The 18,476-nt window shown below is 73.8% G+C and carries 17 protein-coding genes; 6 read left to right on the top strand and 11 right to left on the bottom strand.

All coding sequences use genetic code 11. The features are described from left to right. The first annotated feature begins 16 nt into the window (after window positions 1-16). On the top strand, window positions 17-1,162 hold the full coding sequence (locus tag ACU436_RS04620) for a thiolase family protein (RefSeq protein WP_459021940.1): 1,146 nt from the start codon (window positions 17-19) through the stop codon (window positions 1,160-1,162). Between the two features lie 248 nt (window positions 1,163-1,410). Here ACU436_RS04620 and ACU436_RS04615 read toward each other — a convergent pair whose 3' ends face one another. From ACU436_RS04615 to ACU436_RS04590, 6 genes are read right to left on the bottom strand one after another with little or no spacing between them, the layout of a single operon-like run. Further along, window positions 1,411-2,982, bottom strand: a complete 1,572-nt coding sequence (locus ACU436_RS04615; protein WP_459021938.1) for a long-chain-fatty-acid--CoA ligase — start codon at window positions 2,980-2,982, stop codon at window positions 1,411-1,413. Window positions 2,983-3,039: 57 nt separating this feature from the next. Further along, window positions 3,040-3,369, bottom strand: coding sequence for a Zn-ribbon domain-containing OB-fold protein (locus ACU436_RS04610; protein ID WP_459021936.1), 330 nt, complete (start codon window positions 3,367-3,369; stop codon window positions 3,040-3,042). Continuing rightward, window positions 3,366-4,505 carry a thiolase family protein gene (locus ACU436_RS04605; protein WP_459021934.1) on the bottom strand — a complete coding sequence of 380 codons (1,140 nt, stop codon included), beginning with the start codon at window positions 4,503-4,505 and terminating at the stop codon, window positions 3,366-3,368. Before ACU436_RS04605 ends, ACU436_RS04610 begins: the two co-directional genes overlap by 4 nt. Continuing rightward, window positions 4,502-4,978, bottom strand: coding sequence for a MaoC/PaaZ C-terminal domain-containing protein (locus ACU436_RS04600; RefSeq protein WP_459021932.1), 477 nt, complete (start codon window positions 4,976-4,978; stop codon window positions 4,502-4,504). The genes ACU436_RS04605 and ACU436_RS04600 overlap by 4 nt, the downstream gene beginning before the upstream one ends. 16 nt (window positions 4,979-4,994) lie before the next feature. Continuing rightward, complete coding sequence (locus tag ACU436_RS04595) at window positions 4,995-5,759, bottom strand: IclR family transcriptional regulator (RefSeq protein ID WP_459021931.1); 765 nt, start codon at window positions 5,757-5,759, stop codon at window positions 4,995-4,997. A 6-nt stretch (window positions 5,760-5,765) separates the two neighbouring features. After that, complete coding sequence (locus ACU436_RS04590) at window positions 5,766-6,563, bottom strand: IclR family transcriptional regulator (protein ID WP_459021929.1); 798 nt, start codon at window positions 6,561-6,563, stop codon at window positions 5,766-5,768. A gap of 191 nt (window positions 6,564-6,754) precedes the next feature. Between ACU436_RS04590 and ACU436_RS04585 the strand changes: the two genes are divergently transcribed. The 5 genes from ACU436_RS04585 to ACU436_RS04565 are packed head-to-tail and all read left to right on the top strand — an operon-like array spanning window position 6,755 to window position 12,890. Further along, entirely contained in the window at window positions 6,755-7,966 is a 1,212-nt protein-coding gene (locus ACU436_RS04585) for an ABC transporter substrate-binding protein (protein ID WP_459021927.1), read from the top strand. Between the two features lie 13 nt (window positions 7,967-7,979). Further along, window positions 7,980-8,846: a branched-chain amino acid ABC transporter permease gene (locus ACU436_RS04580; protein WP_459021925.1), complete on the top strand. Its 867-nt coding sequence runs from the start codon at window positions 7,980-7,982 to the stop codon at window positions 8,844-8,846. A gap of 10 nt (window positions 8,847-8,856) precedes the next feature. Beyond that, entirely contained in the window at window positions 8,857-10,614 is a 1,758-nt protein-coding gene (locus ACU436_RS04575; RefSeq protein WP_459021923.1) for a branched-chain amino acid ABC transporter ATP-binding protein/permease, read from the top strand. Continuing rightward, a complete protein-coding gene (locus tag ACU436_RS04570) occupies window positions 10,601-11,296 on the top strand; it encodes an ABC transporter ATP-binding protein (RefSeq protein ID WP_459021922.1) in 696 nt (231 codons plus the stop codon). Before ACU436_RS04575 ends, ACU436_RS04570 begins: the two co-directional genes overlap by 14 nt. Before the next feature lie 16 nt (window positions 11,297-11,312). Then, window positions 11,313-12,890 carry an AMP-binding protein gene (locus ACU436_RS04565; RefSeq protein WP_459021920.1) on the top strand — a complete coding sequence of 526 codons (1,578 nt, stop codon included), beginning with the start codon at window positions 11,313-11,315 and terminating at the stop codon, window positions 12,888-12,890. 118 nt (window positions 12,891-13,008) lie between these two features. Here the strand turns inward: ACU436_RS04565 and ACU436_RS04560 are convergent, their stop codons facing one another. The 5 genes from ACU436_RS04560 to ACU436_RS04540 are packed head-to-tail and all read right to left on the bottom strand — an operon-like array spanning window position 13,009 to window position 18,476. Next, window positions 13,009-14,073, bottom strand: coding sequence for an acyl-CoA dehydrogenase family protein (locus ACU436_RS04560; protein ID WP_459021918.1), 1,065 nt, complete (start codon window positions 14,071-14,073; stop codon window positions 13,009-13,011). Further along, window positions 14,070-15,212: an acyl-CoA dehydrogenase family protein gene (locus ACU436_RS04555; protein ID WP_459021916.1), complete on the bottom strand. Its 1,143-nt coding sequence runs from the start codon at window positions 15,210-15,212 to the stop codon at window positions 14,070-14,072. Before ACU436_RS04555 ends, ACU436_RS04560 begins: the two co-directional genes overlap by 4 nt. Window positions 15,213-15,214: 2 nt before the next feature. Continuing rightward, window positions 15,215-16,468 (bottom strand): CaiB/BaiF CoA transferase family protein, encoded by a 1,254-nt coding sequence (locus tag ACU436_RS04550; protein WP_459021914.1) that lies wholly within the window; start codon window positions 16,466-16,468, stop codon window positions 15,215-15,217. Beyond that, window positions 16,465-17,487, bottom strand: a complete 1,023-nt coding sequence (locus ACU436_RS04545) for an ABC transporter ATP-binding protein (RefSeq protein WP_459021912.1) — start codon at window positions 17,485-17,487, stop codon at window positions 16,465-16,467. The genes ACU436_RS04550 and ACU436_RS04545 overlap by 4 nt, the downstream gene beginning before the upstream one ends. Then, on the bottom strand, window positions 17,484-18,476 hold the full coding sequence (locus ACU436_RS04540) for an ABC transporter ATP-binding protein (RefSeq protein WP_459021911.1): 993 nt from the start codon (window positions 18,474-18,476) through the stop codon (window positions 17,484-17,486). The genes ACU436_RS04545 and ACU436_RS04540 overlap by 4 nt, the downstream gene beginning before the upstream one ends.

The following is an 18,476-nucleotide window of genomic DNA, read 5'->3' as shown; positions in this document are numbered from 1 at the left end:
ACGGAGGAGGAGCGGGATGCGGGACGCGGTCGTCGTCGATGCGGTACGGACACCGATCGGCAAGCGGCGCGGTGCGCTGTCGGGCGTGCACGCGGCGGACCTCTCGGCTGAGGTGCTCACGGCGCTGGTGGAACGGACCGGCGTCGACCCCGCCACGGTGGACGACGTCGTCTGGGGCTGCGTGAGCCAGGTCGGGGACCAGTCGAGCAACATCGGCCGGTTCGCGGTGCTGGCGGCCGGCTGGCCCGAGCACGTGCCCGGGGTGACGATCAACCGGGCGTGCGGGTCGAGCCAGCAGGCGGTCGACTTCGCCGCGCAGGCGGTGATGTCCGGGCAGTACGACGTCGTGGTCGCGGGCGGCGTCGAGACGATGAGCCGCGTGCCGCTCGGAGCGGCGCGCGAGTCCGGGCAGCCCTACGGGCCGCGGGTGCTGGAGCGGTACGACGACTTCGAGTTCAACCAGGGCGTGGGCGCGGAGCTGATCGCGCAGCGCTGGAGGCTCTCGCGGGAACAGCTCGACGAGTTCGCGGCGGCCTCGCACGCGCGGGCGGCCGCGGCGATCGACGAGGGGGTGTTCGACGACCACATCGTCCCCGTCGATGTCGAGGGCACCAAGTTCGCGGTGGACGAGGGGCTGCGGCGGGGCACGTCGGTGGAGACGCTCGCCAAGCTCAAGCCGTCGTTCCGCGAGGACGGGGTGATCCACGCCGGGAACGCGTCGCAGATCTCCGACGGGGCGGCGGCGCTGCTGATCACCACGTCCGAGCGGGCGCGCGAGCTGGGGCTCACCCCGATCGCGCGCTACCACAGCGGCGCGGTGTCGGGCGCCGACCCGATCATGATGCTGACCGGGCCGATCCCGGCCACCGAGAAGGTGCTGCGCCGATCGGGGATCGGCATCGACGAGATCGGGGCTTTCGAGGTCAACGAGGCGTTCGCGCCCGTACCGCTGGCCTGGCTGGCCGACACCGGCGCCGACCCGGCCAAGGTCAACCCGCTGGGCGGGGCCATCGCGGTCGGGCACCCGCTCGGCGCGTCGGGGGCGATCCTCATGACCCGCCTGCTCGCTCGGATGCGGCGGGAGAACCTGCGCTACGGCCTGCAGACGATGTGCGAGGGCGGCGGCACCGCCAACGCCACGATCGTCGAGCTGCTGTCGTAGCACTCAACCCTCATCTCCGTACGAGCGGCACCTTCGTCCGATAGGTGCGAGCGAGGGTGCCGCTCGTGCAACGGAAGCACGCGGATCGGCGGCCGGTGATCGATCCGAGATGTTAGAAGCCGCCCTCACGAGGGCGTTCAGCGTGGTCTCGCGGCGATCAAGGTTGCATGATCGGTCCGAGTTGCGGGGGATCGCCCTGCCCGGGGCGCTGAGCCGCATCCCGCAACGATCACGTCCCGGGCGCGCGATCAGACGGCGGGTTCGGCGACCGTCCGGCCGGCGCCGAACCGCTCGCGCAGCGCGGTCTTGAGCACCTTGCCGCTCGGGTTGCGGGGGAGCCCGTCCACGATCCGGATCTTCCGGGGCCGCTTGTAGCCGGCGAGGTGCTCGCGGGAGAACTCCTCGATCTCGGCGGCGGTGGGCGGGTCGGCGGGGTCGCGCGGCGCGATGACCGCGAGCGGGGTCTCGCCCCACTTGGGGTCGGGGACGCCGATCAGGGCCACCTCGGCGATCTTCGGGTGGCCGGCGAGGACGTTCTCCACCTCGGCGCAGTAGATGTTCTCCCCGCCGGAGATGATCATGTCCTTCTTGCGGTCGACGACGTAGTAGTAGCCGTCCGGGTCCTCGCGGACCAGGTCGCCGGAGTGGAACCAGCCGCCACGGAACGCCGCGGCGGTCTCGTCCGGCTTGTTCCAGTACTCCTTCATCACCATGGGGCTGCGGTAGACGATCTCGCCGACCTCGCCGCGCGGGACGTCGTTCATGTCCTCGTCCACCACGCGGACCTCGACGCCGACCATGGGCGTGCCGACCGAGCCGATCTTGCGGATCGCGTCCTCGCCCCGCAGGTTGGTGGTGACCGGGCTGCACTCGGTCTGCCCGAACGCGGTGCACACCTCGGCCTGCGGGAACGAGTCGATCATCGTGCGCAGCAGGGTGGTGGAGGCGGGCGCGGCGCCCCAGGAGATCCGGCGCAGCCGCGACAGGTCGTAGGAGGCGAGGCCGGGCACCGCGCAGACCGCCTGCCACTGCGCCGGGACCATGAAGCAGCCGCTCACGCCCTCGTCGGCGAGGGTCCGCACGGTCGCGACCGGGTCGAACCCGCCCGACGGCGGGATGACGGTCTTCCCGCCGGTGATCAGCACCGGCAGCATCCCGGACAGCCCGGCGATGTGGAACAGCGGCGCCGCCGACATCCACACGCGGTCGTCGCCCGTGGTGCCCAGCGTCGCCATCGAGCAGAAGCCGTGCAGGTAGAGGTTGCGGTGTGTGAGCACCGCTCCCTTCGGAAAGCCCGTGGTGCCGGACGTGTACATGATGAAGGCGGGCGCCGCGTCCGGAACGGGGACCTCGGTGTAGCCGTCCGGCGCGGCGGCGAGGAGCCGCTCGTACTCGTCGCCGTAGGTGAGGACCGAACGCACGGCGGGAGCCGCGCCGCGCGCCTGCTCGACCGCCGGGGCGAGCGCGGCGTCGGACACCACCACGCACGCCCCGCTGTCGTGCAGCACGTAGGCGATCTCGTCGGCGACGAGCCGGAAGTTCACCGGCACCACGATCCCGCCGACCCGCAGCACCGCCAGCCACGACTCCACGACCTCGATGCGGTTGGGCCCGAGCACCGCCACCCGGTCGCCGGGCCGCACCCCCCGCTCGACGAGGACGCTGCCGAGCCGGGTCACCCGCTCGTCGAGCTCGCGGTAGGTCCGGCGGCCCCACGGGTCGGTCAGCGCCTCCTCGTCGGGCCGGATCCGGGCGTGCCGGGCGACCATGTCGCTCATCGTCATGCCGTGCCCGGTGATCGTTCCGCTCGTCGCGCTCATCGACATCCTCGGCGTGGTCGCGTGAACTTGCTGAACCTTACTGAACGATCGTTATGTTTACCGGACTTCGGCCGCGTGCGGCACCCCGTCGACGAACCCGATCGAGACCCGCGCCCCGATGCGCGCGGCCGGGTCGCAGCGCGTCATGACCGTGACCCCCTCGTCGAGCTCGACGAGGCAGACGCCGAAGGGCGCGGCGGGCCCGTGGTGCAGCACCGTGCGCGCGGCGACCACCCCGGTGCCGGCGCCGGCGCGGCCCTCGACCTCCGGCGAGCCGCAGGAGGGGCACCGGCTGCGGCGCAGGTACCAGCGACGGCCGCAGGCCCGGCACCGCGAGACGACGATCCGGGGGACGCCGTCGGTCCAGTCCGGTTCGCGGGCCGTCACGTTGCGCGCTCCAGCACGAGGCTCACGTGGGCCGACAGCACGCCGCCGTCGGCGTGCACGAAGCCGGTGCGGGGAAGCCGTGGCAGGGCGCGGTCCGGCGCCTCGCCGCGGAGCTGGGCGATGACCTCGGCGAGGTGCGCCATGCCGCCCGCCACCCCGCAGTGGCCGTAGGACAGCAGGCCGCCGTGGGTGTTGAGCGGCAGCGGGCCGGTGAGGTCGAACCGGCCGGCTGCGGCGTCGGCGCCGCTGCGTCCCGGATCGGCGAAGCCGATCTCCTCGAGCAGCAGCGCCAGCGTGATCGTGAACGAGTCGTAGACCCCCGCGACGTCGACGTCGCCGAGCTCCCGGTCGGCCTGCGCGAGCGCGCGCCCCGCTGCCTCGCGGGCGCCGAACGAGGCCGGGTCGGCCTCGCTGACGTGCTGGTGGCGATGGGCCTCGCCGATGCCGAGCACCCGCACGTTGCGCTTCGCACCCGGGCGGCTCGTCACGACGAACGCCGCGCCGCCGTCCGAGACCGGGCAGCAGTCGAGCAGGTGCAGCGGGTCGGCGACCGGGCGCGAGCCGAGCACGTCCGCGGCGGTGACCGGAGTGCGGTGGTGCGCGCCCGGGTGCCGCGCGGCGTGGGCCCGCATCTGCACGGCGAGCGGCGCGAGCGCCGTCCGGTCGAGGCCGTGGCGGTGCAGGTGGGCGGAGGCGAGCAGGGCGTAGTAGCCGGGCACCGTGCACCCGGTCGGCACCTCGTAGTCGCGGTGGCCGACCTGGGCGAGGGTGCGGGTGGAGGTCTCGCCGCTCTGCCCGCTCGCCCGGTCCTCGCCCGCGGCCACGAGCACCGTGTCGGCCGCTCCCGCCTCGACGAGCCGGACCGCCGCCGCCACCATCGCGAGCCCCGTGGCACCGCCCGAACTCAGCCCGCTCGCCACGACGGGCCGGATCCCGAGCTGCGCGGCGAGCAGGTCGGCGGGCATCAGGTGGCCGAGGGTCGTCGCGTACCCGGCGAACACGGCGTCGACCTCCTGCGGGCGCAGGCCCGCGTCGTCGAGGGCGGAGAGCGCCGCCGTGCTCTGCCAGGCCAGCGCGTCCCGGCCGGGCTGCCGGCCGAACGGGGTGAGCCCGCTGCCGCTGATCCACGCCGTCATGCGACCCCGGCGGTGCCGGCGGGTCGGACCGCGACCATGACGTCCATCCGGCCGTCCTGCAGCGTCGTGCCGTGCTGGTCGACCAGGGCGAAGCGCCGCTGCACCACGCCCGCGTCACCCCGGCTGGTGAGCCGGCAGCCCTCGATCGTGATGCGGCAGTGCACCGTGGAGCCGATGAGCAGCGGCGCCCGGAACGTCCAGCCGTCGATGCCGAGCAGGGCCACCGCGCTGCCCTCGAAGATCCCGGTGCGGGCCATCAGGCCCAGGCACAGCGACGTCCCGAGCAGCCCGTGGGCGAGCCGCTCGCCGAAGCGCGTGGTGCGGGCGAACTCGGCGTCGGTGTGGATCGGGTTGTAGTCGCCGGTCCAGGCCGCGAACGACACGACGTCGGCCTCGGTGACCGTGCGGGCCGGAGTGGTGAACGCCTGGCCCTCGGCGAAGTCCTCGAAGTACATCGGCGGGTGGGGCGGCATGCGGGGTCCCTCCTCGTCACGGTTCCGGTTCGCTGTGGCAGCGCGCGGCGATGTCGCGCACGACGTCGTGGACGGACCCGGCCTCGGCGGGCCCGAGGGCTTCGGACAGCCCGAGCACGACGAGCACGCCCTCCAGTCGGCCCCGGGAGTCGAGCACCGGGCAGGACACGGCGTGCACGCCGTTGACGTACTCGTTGCGCGAGACCACGACGTCGCCCGGCCCGAGCGCCGCGACCTGGGCCCGGTGGGCGGTGGCATCGGTGAGCGTGTGCGGGGTGACCTGCGGCAGCCCGTCGGCGAGCAGCCGCTCCCGCTCCGCCTCGTCGGCGAAGGCCAACACCCACTTGCCGTAGGACACGGAAAGGATCGGGAACCGGTTGCCGACCGAGACCGTCACGTGCGCGTTCGGGCCCTGCTCCTTGGCGACGTACATCATCCGGTCCGCCGACACGCGCTGCACGAACGCGGCGGTGAGCCCGGTCCGCTCGGCCGCCTCCGCCAGCAGCGGCCGGACCCGTTGCAGCGCGTCGAGGCCCTCCTCGGCCCGGGCGCCCAGGACCACCGCGAAGTAGCCGAGGCGGTAGCGCTTGCCGTGCTCGTCCTGCGCGAGCAGGCCGTGCGCGACGAGAGTGCGGATCACCCGCAGGCACGTCGTCTTCGACACGCCCAGGGCCGTGGCGATCTCCGACAGCGTGGCGGACCGGGTGCGGTAGCGGCTCAGCAGCTGGAGAACCCGCGCGGCGGTGTCGACCGACGGTGAGAAGTACGCCGGGGTGTCCACCGGTCGTCACCCGGCGATCCGGTCGGGCTCGCGACCGCCGGCCGCCTCGTCCGGGTGGGCGGTGCACCGGGCCGCGATCTCCCGCACGGTCTCGCACACCGCCTGCCGGCGTTCCCGGTCGAGGGCGTCGAGGCGGCCGAGGACGACCAGCACGCCCGCCAGCTCGTGCCGCTCGTCGACGACGGCGCACGACACCGCGTAGACGCCTTCGACGTACTCGCCCCGCGACTCGAGGACCTCGCCGACGCGCAGCGCGTCGACCTGCTCCAGGTACCGCGCCCGCTCGGTGGTCGTGGCTGCGGTGATCCGCGGCAGGCCGCCGGCGAGCAGGCGTTCCCGCTCCGCGTCGGCGGCGAAGGCCATGACCCACTTGCCGTAGGAGACCGAGGTGACCGGGAACCGGTTGCCGACCGAGACCACGACCCCGCCGGGCGCCTCCTGCTTCGCGACGTACATCATCCGGTCCGGCCCGGCCACCTGCACGAACGCCGCGGTCAGTGCGGTGCGGCGGGCTGCGGCGGTGAGCAGCGGCCGGACCCGCGTCAGGGTGTCGAGTCCCTCGGCGGCCCGCGACCCGATCACCACCGCGTACTCGCCGAGGGAGTAGCGGCGGTCGGCCTCGTCGTAGCCGAGGAGGCCGTGGGCCTGCAGCGTGCGCAGCACCCGCAGGCAGCTGGTCTTCGGCATGTCCAGCGCGGCGGCGATCTCCGACAGCGTCAGGCAGCGGGTGCGGTAGCGGCTCAGGAGTTTCAACGTGCGTGCCGCGAGATCCGCGGCGGGGGAGTGGTAGCGCAGGTGTTCCATATTTGAAACTCCATGCTGTATATGAGACGAATTCGCACTTTCCCAGCGGTTGTCGCGGGTGTCAACACGGCGGATGAACCCCGATTTCACCGGCGGAACAGCGGGTTGACACCCCGGTCGGGCTGGTAAAGCGTCTGCGGCGTAGGCAGGGAGGCCGGGTGACGATGAGGTCGCGGTGGGCACCGTCTTTTGTGCAGACGCAGTCTCGCGTGCGGGTGCTGGCCGCTTCCGCGGTGTTCGCGCTCGCCCTCGCGGGCTGCGGGGGTGGATCCGACGGTGAGACCGGCGGCGGAGCGGGTGCCGTGCAGATCGGCGCCCTCTTCGCGATGACCGGCGAGGGCTCGTTCTACGGCGACGTGATGAGCAAGGGCTCCCAGATCGCCGTCGACCAGGTCAACGCGGGCGGCGGGGCCGAGGGCCACCGGTTCGAGCTGCAGGTGGAGGACCACCGCAGCGGCAACGTCGACGCCGCGGTGTCGGCCGCGCGCAAGCTCGTCAACATCGACGGGGCGGGTGTGGTGCTGTCGTCGTTCACGGCCCCGACCGTCGCCGTCCAGCCGATGGCCGTCGACCAGGGCGTCCTGCTGCTCAACGGCGGCGGTGTCGGCGACGACCTGGTCGGCAAGGAGCACCTGTTCAACAACCGGATGCTCGGCAAGCAGCTGCTGCCGTCGCTGGTCGGCTGGACCGCCGGGCAGAACGGCGTCCAGCGCGTCGCCACGATCTTCTGGAACGACGCCGCGGGGACGTCGGACAACGAGGCCGTCAAGGAGGGCTGCCAGGCCGCAGGCTGCGAGGTGGTGGCCGAGGAGCCCCACGAGATCGGCGCCACCGACTACGCCACCCAGCTCGCGCGCATCCGGGCCGCGGACCCGCAGCTGCTGGTCATCGGCTCCTACGGCAACGACGTCGGCTACATCATCCAGCAGGCCCGCAGGCTGGGCCTCGACGTGCCGATCATCGGCAACGAGTGGACGCCGGACGCCGCGAAGGTCGCCGGGCCCGCCATGGACGGCTACGTCGCGATCATCGACCGGTTCGACCCGGGCAGCGGCGACCCCGAGGGGACGGCGTTCGCACAGGAGTACCGGAAGCGGTTCGGCGCCGACCCGGAGTTCTACGCCGCGAACTACTACGACCTCGTCCGGTTCGTGCTCCCCGACCTCGTCGCGATGGCCGGCCAGGCGGGACGCGACCCGGCCGAGCCGGGCGTGCTCGCCGAGGAGATGACCGCCGCCGTGCAGCAGGGCCACGAGTTCGGCACCGTCTACGGCGACTCCATGACGTTCCACCCGGACGGCACCGTGGAGAAGCCCGCCGCGGTGTTCCGCGCCGACGGCCAGGGGAAGATCGCCCCGATCGCCACCTTCACCGACGGCCGGATCGTCCCGGCCGCCGGCTGAGCGGGGCGCGGCGATGCTCCTCGCACCCCAGCTCGCTCTCGACGGGCTGCTCGTCGGCAGCTTCTACGCGATGCTCGCGGTGAGCTTCGGGATCATCTTCGCCACCACCCGCACGTTCCACTTCGCCCACGCCCTGACGTTCACGGTCGGGGCCTACGCCGGGGTGCTCGGCGCCGAGTTCGGCCTGCCGTTCTGGGCGGCGGTGGTCGTCGGCGGGCTGGTGGCCGCCGGCTTCGGCGTGGCGACGGACCTGGTGGTGTACCGGCCGTTGCGGCGGCGCGGCGCGAGCACGCTGAACGTCTTCCTCGCATCGCTCGGTCTCCTCATCGCCGGTCAGGCCGTCGTGCAGTACCTGTTCGGGCCCAACTCCCGCCCGCTTCCCGGCGCACCGGGCGGCGGGCTGCAGGTCGGCCCGATCGCCACCGGGTGGCTGCAGGTCCTCATCGCCGTGCTCGGCTGGTGCGCCGTGCTGGCCGTCGCCGCGTTCCTGCGCTTCACGAAGTACGGGCTCGCGGTCCGCGGCGTGGAGAGCAACGCGGTGCTCGCCGAGGCGTTCGGCGTGAGCCGGCTGCTGATCTTCGAGCTGGTCTTCGGCATCGGGTCGCTGCTGGCCGGGGTCGGCGGGGTGCTGTACGCCGCGCGGGACACCGCGACGCCGACGATGGGGGTCGAGCCGCTGCTCGCCGGGTTCATCGCGGTGTTCATCGGGGGGATCGGCAGCATCCCCGGCGCGGCCGTCGGCGGGCTCGTCCTCGGCCTCGCCACCAGCCTCGGTGCGATCGTGCTGCCCGGCTACCTGACCGGCATCGTCGCGTTCGTGATCCTCTTCGCCGTGCTGGTCGTGCGACCGCGCGGGCTGCTCGCGCGCGGGGCCGGGTGAGGCGGGCGCCGTGGACTTCTACGTCGACATCGTCAACTCCGCGCTCATCGTCTCGGTGCTCGGGTTCTCGCTGAACCTACTGATCGGTTACACCGGGCTCCTGTCGATGGCCCAGGGTGCGATGTTCGGCGTGGCCGCGTACACGACGGCGATCGCGGCCACCGCGGGCGGGCTCCCCTTCCCGCTGACCGTGCTGCTGTCGGTCGTCGTCACGGCGGCCGGGTACGCCCTGGTCTCCTGGCCCGCGCTGCGCGTGACGGGGGAGTACCTCATCCTGCTCACGCTCGCGATCCAGTTCGTGCTGGTCGGGGTCTACACGTCCTGGACGTCCGTCACCGGCGGCAGCGGGGGCATCTCCGGGATCCCGCGGCCCACGGCCCTCGCCGGCACCCGGTACCCGGACCCGCCCGACCTGCTGCCGTTCGTCCTCCTGATCTTCGCGGTCGGGCTGGTGCTCGCGCTGTGGGTGGGCCACTCGCCCTACGGGCGCCTGCTGCGCGCGGTGCGCGAGGACGACGTCGCGGCGACGAGCATCGGCACGAACGTCACCTACTACAAGGTGACCGTCTTCCTGCTGGCCGGCGTCCTCGCGGGCCTCGCGGGCGCCGCGTACGCCCACTACCTCGCGTTCGTGAGCCCGATCAGCTTCTCCCTCGACCAGTCGATCTTCCTGATCGCGGTGATCGTGCTGGGCGGGGCGGGCAACGTGCTCGGCACGGTGCTCGGCGCCTTCATCCTGGTCGGCGCCCCGCAGCTGATGTTGCTCCTCGAGCTGGACAACCAGGTCGCGGGCCTCGTGCAGCGGTTCGCCTACGGGCTGCTGCTGGTGCTCTTCATGATCTACCGGCCGCAGGGGATCGTTCCGGAGCAGGTCCGCATCCCGCTGCGGTGGCGGCGGCGCACCGGCAAGCGCGAACCGGCGCCCGTGCGTCCGCCCGCGGGCCGCGGCGGGGACGGCCCGGTGCTGGTGGCCACCGACCTGACCAAGAGCTTCGGCGGGGTCCGGCCGGCCGACGGGCTGAGCCTCACGCTGCCCCGCGGGGAGATCACCGCGCTCGTCGGGCCGAACGGGGCCGGGAAGACGACCCTGTTCAACCTGCTCACCGGGACGGTCCCGCTCGACGCCGGGCGGGTCGAGCTGCACGGCCGCGACGTGACCGCCCTCCCGGCGTGGCGGCGCACCGGCCTCGGGCTGGCGCGCACGTTCCAGGACGTGCGGATCTTCGACGCCATGACCGCGCTCGACAACGTGGCCGCCGCCGTCCCGGGCCAGCCCGGCGCCCGGGTGGGGTCGCTGTTCGGCCGACCGGCGGCCACCTGGCAGGCGCGCGCCGAGACGACCGCGAAGGCCATGTCCTACCTCGAGTTCGTCGGGCTCGCCGACCGCGCCGACCAGCCGGCCTCGACACTCGCCTTCGCCGAGCAGAAGCTGCTGGCCCTCGCCCGGCTGCTGGCCACCGATGCCGACGTCCTGCTGCTGGACGAGCCCGCGTCCGGGGTGGACCGGCACTGGGTCGAGAAGATCCTGCAGCTGGTGCGCGAGCTCGCGGCCGGGGGACGCACGGTCTGCGTCGTCGAGCACAACCTGGAGATCGTCCGGGCGCTCGCGAGCCACGCCTACTTCATGGACGCCGGGCGGATCGTCGCGGAGGGCCCGCCGGACGAGCTGATGGCCGATGAGCGCCTCACGAGCATCTACTTCGGCACGACCCACGCCCGTCCGGAGAACCGCGGGGGACACCAGGAGGGCGAGCATGCTGTCGATTGACCGGCTGCGCACCGGCTACGGGGCGCGCGAGGCGGTGTTCGACGTCTCGCTGTCGGTCGGCGAGGGCGAGGTGGTGACCCTCGTCGGCCACAACGGGGCGGGCAAGACCACCACGCTGAAGGCGGCGATGGGGCTGCTCCCGGTGTGGGGTGGCGAGGTCCGCTTCCGTGACCGGCCGATCACGAACTCGTCGAGCGCCGCCAACGTCCGCCGCGGGATGTGCATGGTGCTGGAGGACGACTTCGTCTTCCCGGACCTCACCGTGGACGAGAACCTGCAGCTCGCTGCGTTCACCACACCGGCGGGCCGCGCCGCCGAGATCCGCCGGGACGTGTCCGACCTGCTGCCGGTGCTGCACGAGCGGCGCGGCCAACGCGCGGGCACCATGAGCGGCGGCGAGCGTCGCATGCTCAGCATCGGCATGGCGTTGATGTCGCAGGCGCGGATGCTGCTGCTCGACGAGCCGTCGCTCGGCCTCGCGCCGGTCCTCGTGGAGCAGGTCATGGAGCTGGTCGGCCGGCTGGTCGCCGAACGGGAGCTGTCCGTGCTGATGGTGGAGCAGAACGTCGACCAGGCGCTGCGCATCGCCGACCGCGTCTACGTCCTGCGCGCGGGACGGATCGCGCTGGAGGAGGACGCCGCCGTGCTGAGGCGCCGGTCGCAGTGGTGGGACCTGTTCTGATCGGGGAGGAGCCGGGGTGCGGGGCACGCTGACGGGCCTGTTGACGTCGTTGGTCGGAGAGCGGGCGGACCGGGCGGCGCTCGTCGACCCGGACTCGGGGCGGACGACGACCTTCGGCGAGCTCGACCAGCGGGCGCGGCGCGCGGCCACGGGCCTCGCGGCGCTGGGGATCGGCCGCGGCGACCGGATCGCGCTGTGGCTGCCGAACCTCCCCGAGTGGCTGGTCGTCCAGTTCGCGGCGGCCCGGGTCGGCGCGGCCGTCGTGGCCGTCAACACCCGGTTCCGGGCCCAGGAGCTGGCCGACATCCTGCGCGTCTCGGGTGCCGTGCTGCTCGTGCTGCCCGTCGGCTACCGGCAGATCGACTTCGCCGGGATCCTCGCCGAGGCCCGCCACCGGGGCGGGCTCGCCACGGCACCACCGGTCGTCGCCGTCGGTGCCGGCGAGCTCCCCGGGGGAGCGCTGCCCTGGGAGCGGCTGGACGCGCACCCGCCGATGGCCGGGGACGACGCCCGGCCGGACGACGCCGCCGCCGTCTTCGCGACGTCCGGCTCGACCGGCGTGCCGAAGCTGGCGGTGCACCGGCAGGCGGCGATCGTGACGCACGCGCACAACGACGTGGCGGCGTTCGACATGGCGCCCGGCGAGGTGTCGCTGTGCGCGCTGCCGCTGTGCGGCGTGTTCGGGTTCAACGCGGCGCTGTCGGCGCTCGCGTCCGGGTCGACCGCGGTGCTGCCCGCGTCCTACGACCCGGCCGCCTCGGCCGAGGCGATCGCGCGCCACGGCGTCACCCACTTCCACGCCGCCGACAACATGCTCCGCGACGTGCTCGCCGTCGCCCGGGAGCGCGGGCTGCGGATGGACACGTGGCGGGAGGGAGCGTTCGCGAGCTTCTCCGGAGGGGGTGCCGCCCTGGTCCGGGACGTGGAGCGGGTGGCGGGTGCGCGCCTCACCGGCGTCTACGGGGCGAGCGAGCTGTTCGCCCTCATGACCCGGTGGCCGCGGGAGTGGGACGCGGAGCCGCGCAGCCTCGGCGGCGGCTTCCCGGTGGGCGACATCGAGGTGCGGGCGACCGACCCCGACACCGGCGCCGTCCTGCCCCACGGTGAGGCGGGCGAGCTGCAGTTCCGCGGCTACAACGTCGCCGACGGCTACCTCGGCAACGAGGAGGCGACCGCGGCCGCCTTCACCCCGGAAGGCTGGTACCGCAGCGGCGACCTCGGCCACACCCGCGACGACGGCGCCTTCGTCTACCTGTCCCGGATGAAGGACTCGCTGCGGCTGCGCGGCTTCCTCACCGACCCCGGCGAGATCGAGCAGCACCTGCAACGCCACCCCGCGGTCGTCCTCGCCCAGGTCGTCGGCGTCCCGGCGCCGGACGGCGGCGAGGCCGCGTTCGCCTTCGTCGAGCTGCACGCGGACGCCACGGCCGCCGACGGCGAGCTGCTCGACCACTGCCGCCGCGACCTGGCCGACTACAAGGTGCCCGCCGCCGTCCACGTCGTCACGGACTGGCCGACGGTGGAGGGCACCAACGGCCGGAAGATCCAGAGGTTCCGCCTGCGGGACCGGGCCGTGGAGCTCGCGTCGGGGTGAGGGGCGGAGCGGACGGATCTGTGATCGCTGCGAGATCCGCCGGTACGACCGTGGCCGGGCGGTCGGGCGGATCTGGGATGGATCACCGGTCGATTCTTGCTGCGAGATCCGAGGATGCTCAGGACGGGGCGAGCAGCCCGGTCGCGATGCGCGGCCACAGCCCGTCGGCGCCGAGCCCGGCCACGTGGCCGCCCAGCCGGGCGCTCCAGTGGCGTTCGCCGCCGAACTCGTCGCGCCACGCCCACAATCTCCTGGTGAGCTGGCCCAGCTCGTACTCCCTCGTCATGCCGATGGCGCCGTGCGCCTGGTGGGCCGCCTTGGCCGCCGCGGAGGCCGCCTCCCCGGCCACGATCTTCGCCGCGGCGATCTCGAAGGAGCCGGGCTCGGAGGCGGCGACCGTGGCGGCCATCGCGGCCGCCTGCGCCTCCTCCGCGATCCGGACGAGGTGGTGCTGCACCGCCTGGAACCGCGCGATGGGCCGGCCGAACTGCTCCCGCTCGCTCGTGTACCGCACGGTCAGCTCGGTGACCCTGGCCAGCGCGCCGGCGATCAGGTTGGCCCGCGCGAGCGCGCCCCGGAGCACGAGCGCGTCGGACGTCACGTGGTCGGGTGCCGGGGCGACGGCGTCGTCGGGCACGGCCTCATCGTCGAGGAGAACGGTGTCCCGCGGCTCCCCGGCGAGGTTGTGCCCCCGCTCGACGGACAGCGGCGTCAGGGAGAGCACGAACGGCTCCGGCCCGCGCTGCGCCAGCACGACGACGCGCTCGGCCTCGCGCGCCCAGGGCACCCGGTGCAGCCGGCCCGAGACGCGCCACCGCCCCGGCCCGCCGGTCAGCTCGGCCGCGTCGTCGGGACGGCCGACGGCGACGGTCGCGGGACCCGCGGGCAGGGCGATCCCGGCGGACGCGAGGGCCCACGCCGCGAGCAGCCCGGTCTCCGCGAGCGGGACCGGGGCGGCGAACCGGCCGGCAACCCGGAGCACGGCGCACGCGTCGGCGACGTCGCCCCCGGACCCACCGGCGTCCTCCGGCACCGACACGAGGGGGAACCCCGCGGCCGCGAGGCCGTCCCACAGCGGCCCGGCCCACCCGGTCTCCTCCGCGGCGGTGACGGCCTCGGGCGGGCAGAGGTCGCGGAACAGGCCGGTGGCCACCTCGGTGAGCAGCGCGCGGTCGTCGGTCATCGGTCGAGCCCCTTCGCCGCGATGGAGCGCAGCACCTCGGTCGTGCCGCCCCGGATGGTGAACGACGGCCCGGTGAGGATCGCCTGCGCCAGCAGCCGCTCGAACAGCGAGCCGCGGCGGGGGTCGATCTCGGTGCCGGCCGCTTCGCGCAGCACGGCGACGACCTCCTGCTCGAACGTCGTCCCGATGTCCTTGACCAGGGCGGACTCGATGGCAGGTGCCTCCCCGCGGTCGATCGAGCGCGCCACCGACAGCGACATCTGGCGGATCGTCCAGTAGCGCGCGGTCAGCCGCCCCGCGGTCGCGGCGTCCGCCGGGCTCAACCCGGCGCCGGCCCGCGCCCGCTCGCGGAGGAACTCCCGGAACGGCGTGAACGGGCTCATGTAGCGATCCGGGCCCGACCGCTCGTAGGCCAGCTCGGAGGTCACCTGCCTCCACCCGGACCCGACCTCGCCCAGCACCATGTCGTCCGGGACGAACACGTCGTCGAGGTGGACCTCGTTGAAGTGGTGGGTCCCGTCGAGGAACGGGATCGGGGAGATCTTCACCCCCGGCGCCCGCAGGTCGACGATGAGCTGGCTCAGCCCGCGGTGCCGGTCGCCGTCGGCGGGCGAGGTCCGCAGCAGCACGGCGAAGTAGTGGTTGAGGTGGGCGCCGCTGGTCCAGACCTTGGTGCCGTTGACGACCCACCCACCGTCGACCTTCGCGGCCGCCGTGCGCACGGAGGCGAGGTCGGATCCGGAGCCGGGCTCGCTCATGCCGAGGGAGAACCAGCACTCGCCCGCGCAGATCCGGGGCAGGAACCGCCGCCGCTGATCCTCCGTGCCGAAGTGGAGGAGGGTGGGACCGGTCTGCCGGTCGGCGACGAAGTGCGCCCCGAACGGGGCACCGGCGGCCAGCAGCTCCTCGACGACGACGAAGCGGTCCACGGCCGAGCGCCCGCCCCCGCCGTACTCCGGCGGGATCGCCATGCCCACCCATCCCCGTGCGGCGAGCTTGCGCGAGAACTCCGGGTCGTGGCCCGCGGCCATCCCCAGGCCCGGCCGGTGGCCGGCCGGCAGCTCCGTGGCGAGGAAGTCGCGGACCTCGCGGCGCAGGTCCTCCTCGGCGCGGGTGAGGGCGGTCGGTGCGAAATCCATGGTCACGTCCTCCGGGCGGTGACGACGGCCCCGCAGTCGCGCAGCGCCGCCGCCTCGGCGTCGTCGAAGCCCAGCTCGGTGAGCAGGGCGTTGGTGTGCCGGGCGAACGGGGGTGACGCGGCGCCTGCCGCGAACGGGGTCCCGCTCATCCGGAGCGGGGCGCCGAGCCCGCGGTAGCGGCCGACGGACTCGTGGTCGTGGTCCGCGACGAGCCCCTCCGCCTCCAGGTGCGGGTCGAAGAGCATCTCGTCCACGTGGCGGACCTCCGCGACGGGGACCTCCCGGGCCCGCAGATCGGCGATCCACTCGGCGCTGGTGCGGGTGACCAGCAGGGCCGCGAGCCCGGCCCGGGATGCGTCGGGGTCGGTCTGGAGCGCGTCCTCGTCGAGCCCGGTCACCTCGGCGAGCCGCGCCCGCGCCGACGGGCTGCCCGCCCCGACGGCGATGGCGCCGTCGGCCGTCCGGAACGTGCGGTAGTGCGCGGTGTGGATCGGCGCGTCGGGCCGCAGCGCGCGCCGCACCCGTTCGATCTCGGCCAGGCCCGCGCCCGCGGCCCGCAGCTGCGGCAGCCGGTCCTCGACGAACTCGCGGCGCCAGTCGTCGGCCTCGTGGACGTGGGCGAGCGAGTTGTTCTGCAGGGCCAGCGCGCCGCCGAGCAGGGAGGTCTCCACCTTCTGGCCGCGCCCGGTGCGCTCGCGGGCGTACAGCGCGGCAGCGATGCCGCCGAAGAGCAGCATGGCGGTCGAGTAGTCGGCCGCCTGCACCTCGCTGTGGTGCGGCAACCCGTCGACCTCGGCGGCGAGCGAGCTCATCAACCCCGACCGCGCCTGCACGACGACGTCCATGCCGGGCAGCCCGGCCTCCGGTCCGACGTGCCCGTACGCGCTGACGGCGCCGTAGACCAGGCGCGGGTTGCGCGCCGCGACGCTCTCGTAGTCGAGCCCGCGGCGCCGGACGGCGGCGGGACTGAGGTTGACGAGCACGACGTCGGCCAGCTCGACCAGCCGGTGCACGACGGGCTGCGCCCGCGGGTGGCCGAGGTCGATCGCGATGCTCTGCTTGCCCCGGTTCTTGACGAGGAACTGCCGGGTCTCCCCGGGGGCGAGCGGGGCGGGCCCCGAGCGGTACGCGTCGCCGGCCGGCGGCTCGACCTTGATCACCCGGGCGCCGCCGTCGGCCAGCAGCTGCGCGCAGAAGGGGACGACGACGAACTGCCCGAACTCCACCACCGTGATGCCGTGGAACGGGCCCGTCACGCCTTCACCTCGGTGCGCGACAGCGGGCGGCCGGCGAGCGTCGGGCCGGTGGTCTGCAGGTGGCAGGCGGCGGTGCCGCCGCCCTCGATGGGCGTCATCTCGGGGGCGACCCGGGAGCAGACGTCCATGGCGTAGGCGCACCGCGTGTGGAACGGGCAACCCGGCGGCGGCGCGGCGGGGTCCGGGAGGTCGCCGCCGAGCAGGATGCGCCCGGTGCCCCTGCGCTTCGGGTCCGGCACCGGGATCGCCGACAGCAGCGCCTGCGTGTAGGGGTGGGCCGGCCGTTCGTAGATGCGCTCCACCGGCCCCGACTCGACGATGTGGCCCAGGTACATCACCGCGACCCGGTGGGAGATGTGGCGGACGACCGCGAGGTCGTGGGCGATGAACAGGTAGGAGAGCCCGAACCGGTCCCGCAGGTCCTCCAGCAGGTTGATGACCTGGTTCTGGGTGGAGACGTCGAGGGCCGACACGGCCTCGTCGCACACGATGAGCCGGGGGTTGATCGCGAGCGCGCGGGCGATCGCCACGCGCTGGCGCTGGCCGCCGGAGAACTCGTACGGGTAGCGGTCGGCGTGGCCGGGGCGCAGCCCGACCAGGTCGAGCAGCTCGAGCACCCGGTCGCGCCGCGCCGCCTTCGACATCCCCTTGTCGTGCACGCGCAGCGGCTCGGCGATGCTCGCGCCCACCGGCGCCGACGGGTCCAGGGAGGAGTACGGGTCCTGGAACACCATCTGCATCTGCCGCCGCAGCCTGCGCAGGGCGGCTCCGCGGTGGGCGGTGACGTCCGCGCCCTCGAACCGGATCGTGCCGGCCTGCACCGGCACGAGCTTCAGCACCGCGCGCCCGGTGGTCGACTTGCCCGACCCGGACTCGCCGACCAGCCCGAGCGTCTCCCCGGGGTCGATGTGCAGGGAGACGTCGTCGACCGCGGTCACGCGGTGCCCGGCCCCGAGGCTGCGCTTGCTGGTGAACGTCACGCGCAGGCCCTCCACCTCCAGCAGGGGAGTCGTCGTCACGGCTGGGCTCCTCGCAGCTCGAGCTCGTCGGTGCGGACGCAGCGGCCGTCCCGGTCCGGGGCGACGGCCAGCAGCGGCACGTCACCCTCGGTGCACTGCGGCTCCGCGTACCGGCAGCGGGGGTGGAAACGGCAACCGTCCGGCATGTTCCACGGCTCCGGCGTCCGGCCGGGGATCGAGGCGAGCCGCCCCTCCCGGGAACCGAGCTGCGGCATCGCGGCGAGCAGCCCCTCCGTGTAGGGCATCCGGGGTCGCTCGAACAGCGCGCCCGCCTCCGCGCGCTCGACCACCTGGCCCGCGTACATCACGACGACCCGGTCGCACACCTGCGCCACCACACCGAGGTCGTGCGTGACGAGCAGGACGCCCATCCCGATCCGGTCCCGCATCGAGATCAGCAGCTCGAGGATCTGCGCCTGGATCGTGACGTCCAGCGCGGTCGTCGGCTCGTCGGCGATGAGGATCTTCGGCTCGCACGCGAGCGCCATCGCGATCATCACCCGCTGGCGCATCCCACCGGAGAACTCGTGGGGATAGGCGTGCACCCGCCGCCCCGCGTTGGGGATCCCGACCACGTCCAGCATCTCGACGGCCCGCGCGGTGGCCGCCCTGCGGCCGCCGCCGCGGTGGCGCCGCACCGTCTCGCCGATCTGGTCCCCGACCGTGAACGCGGGGTTCAGGCTCGTCATCGGCTCCTGGAAGATCATGGAGATCTCGTTGCCGCGCACGTCGCGCAGCGCCCGTTGGTCCAGGGTCGTGAGGTCGCGACCCCGGAACCAGATGCGTCCCCCCGACCGCCTGCCCGGCGGGGTCGGGACCAGGCCGAGTACGGACAGCCCGGTCACGGTCTTGCCGGAACCGGACTCGCCGACGAGCCCGACGATCTCGCGTTCGGCCACCGTGAACGACACGTCGCGCACGACGGTGGCCCAGCCGTGGTCGGTGGCGAAGTCGACGCAGAGGCCGTCGACGTGCAGCAGCGGGCCCAC

Source organism: Pseudonocardia wallangbongensis (genome assembly GCF_054486945.1).
The sequence above is the reverse complement of the archived record's forward strand: the minus strand, read 5'-3'. Positions and strand labels throughout refer to the sequence as shown.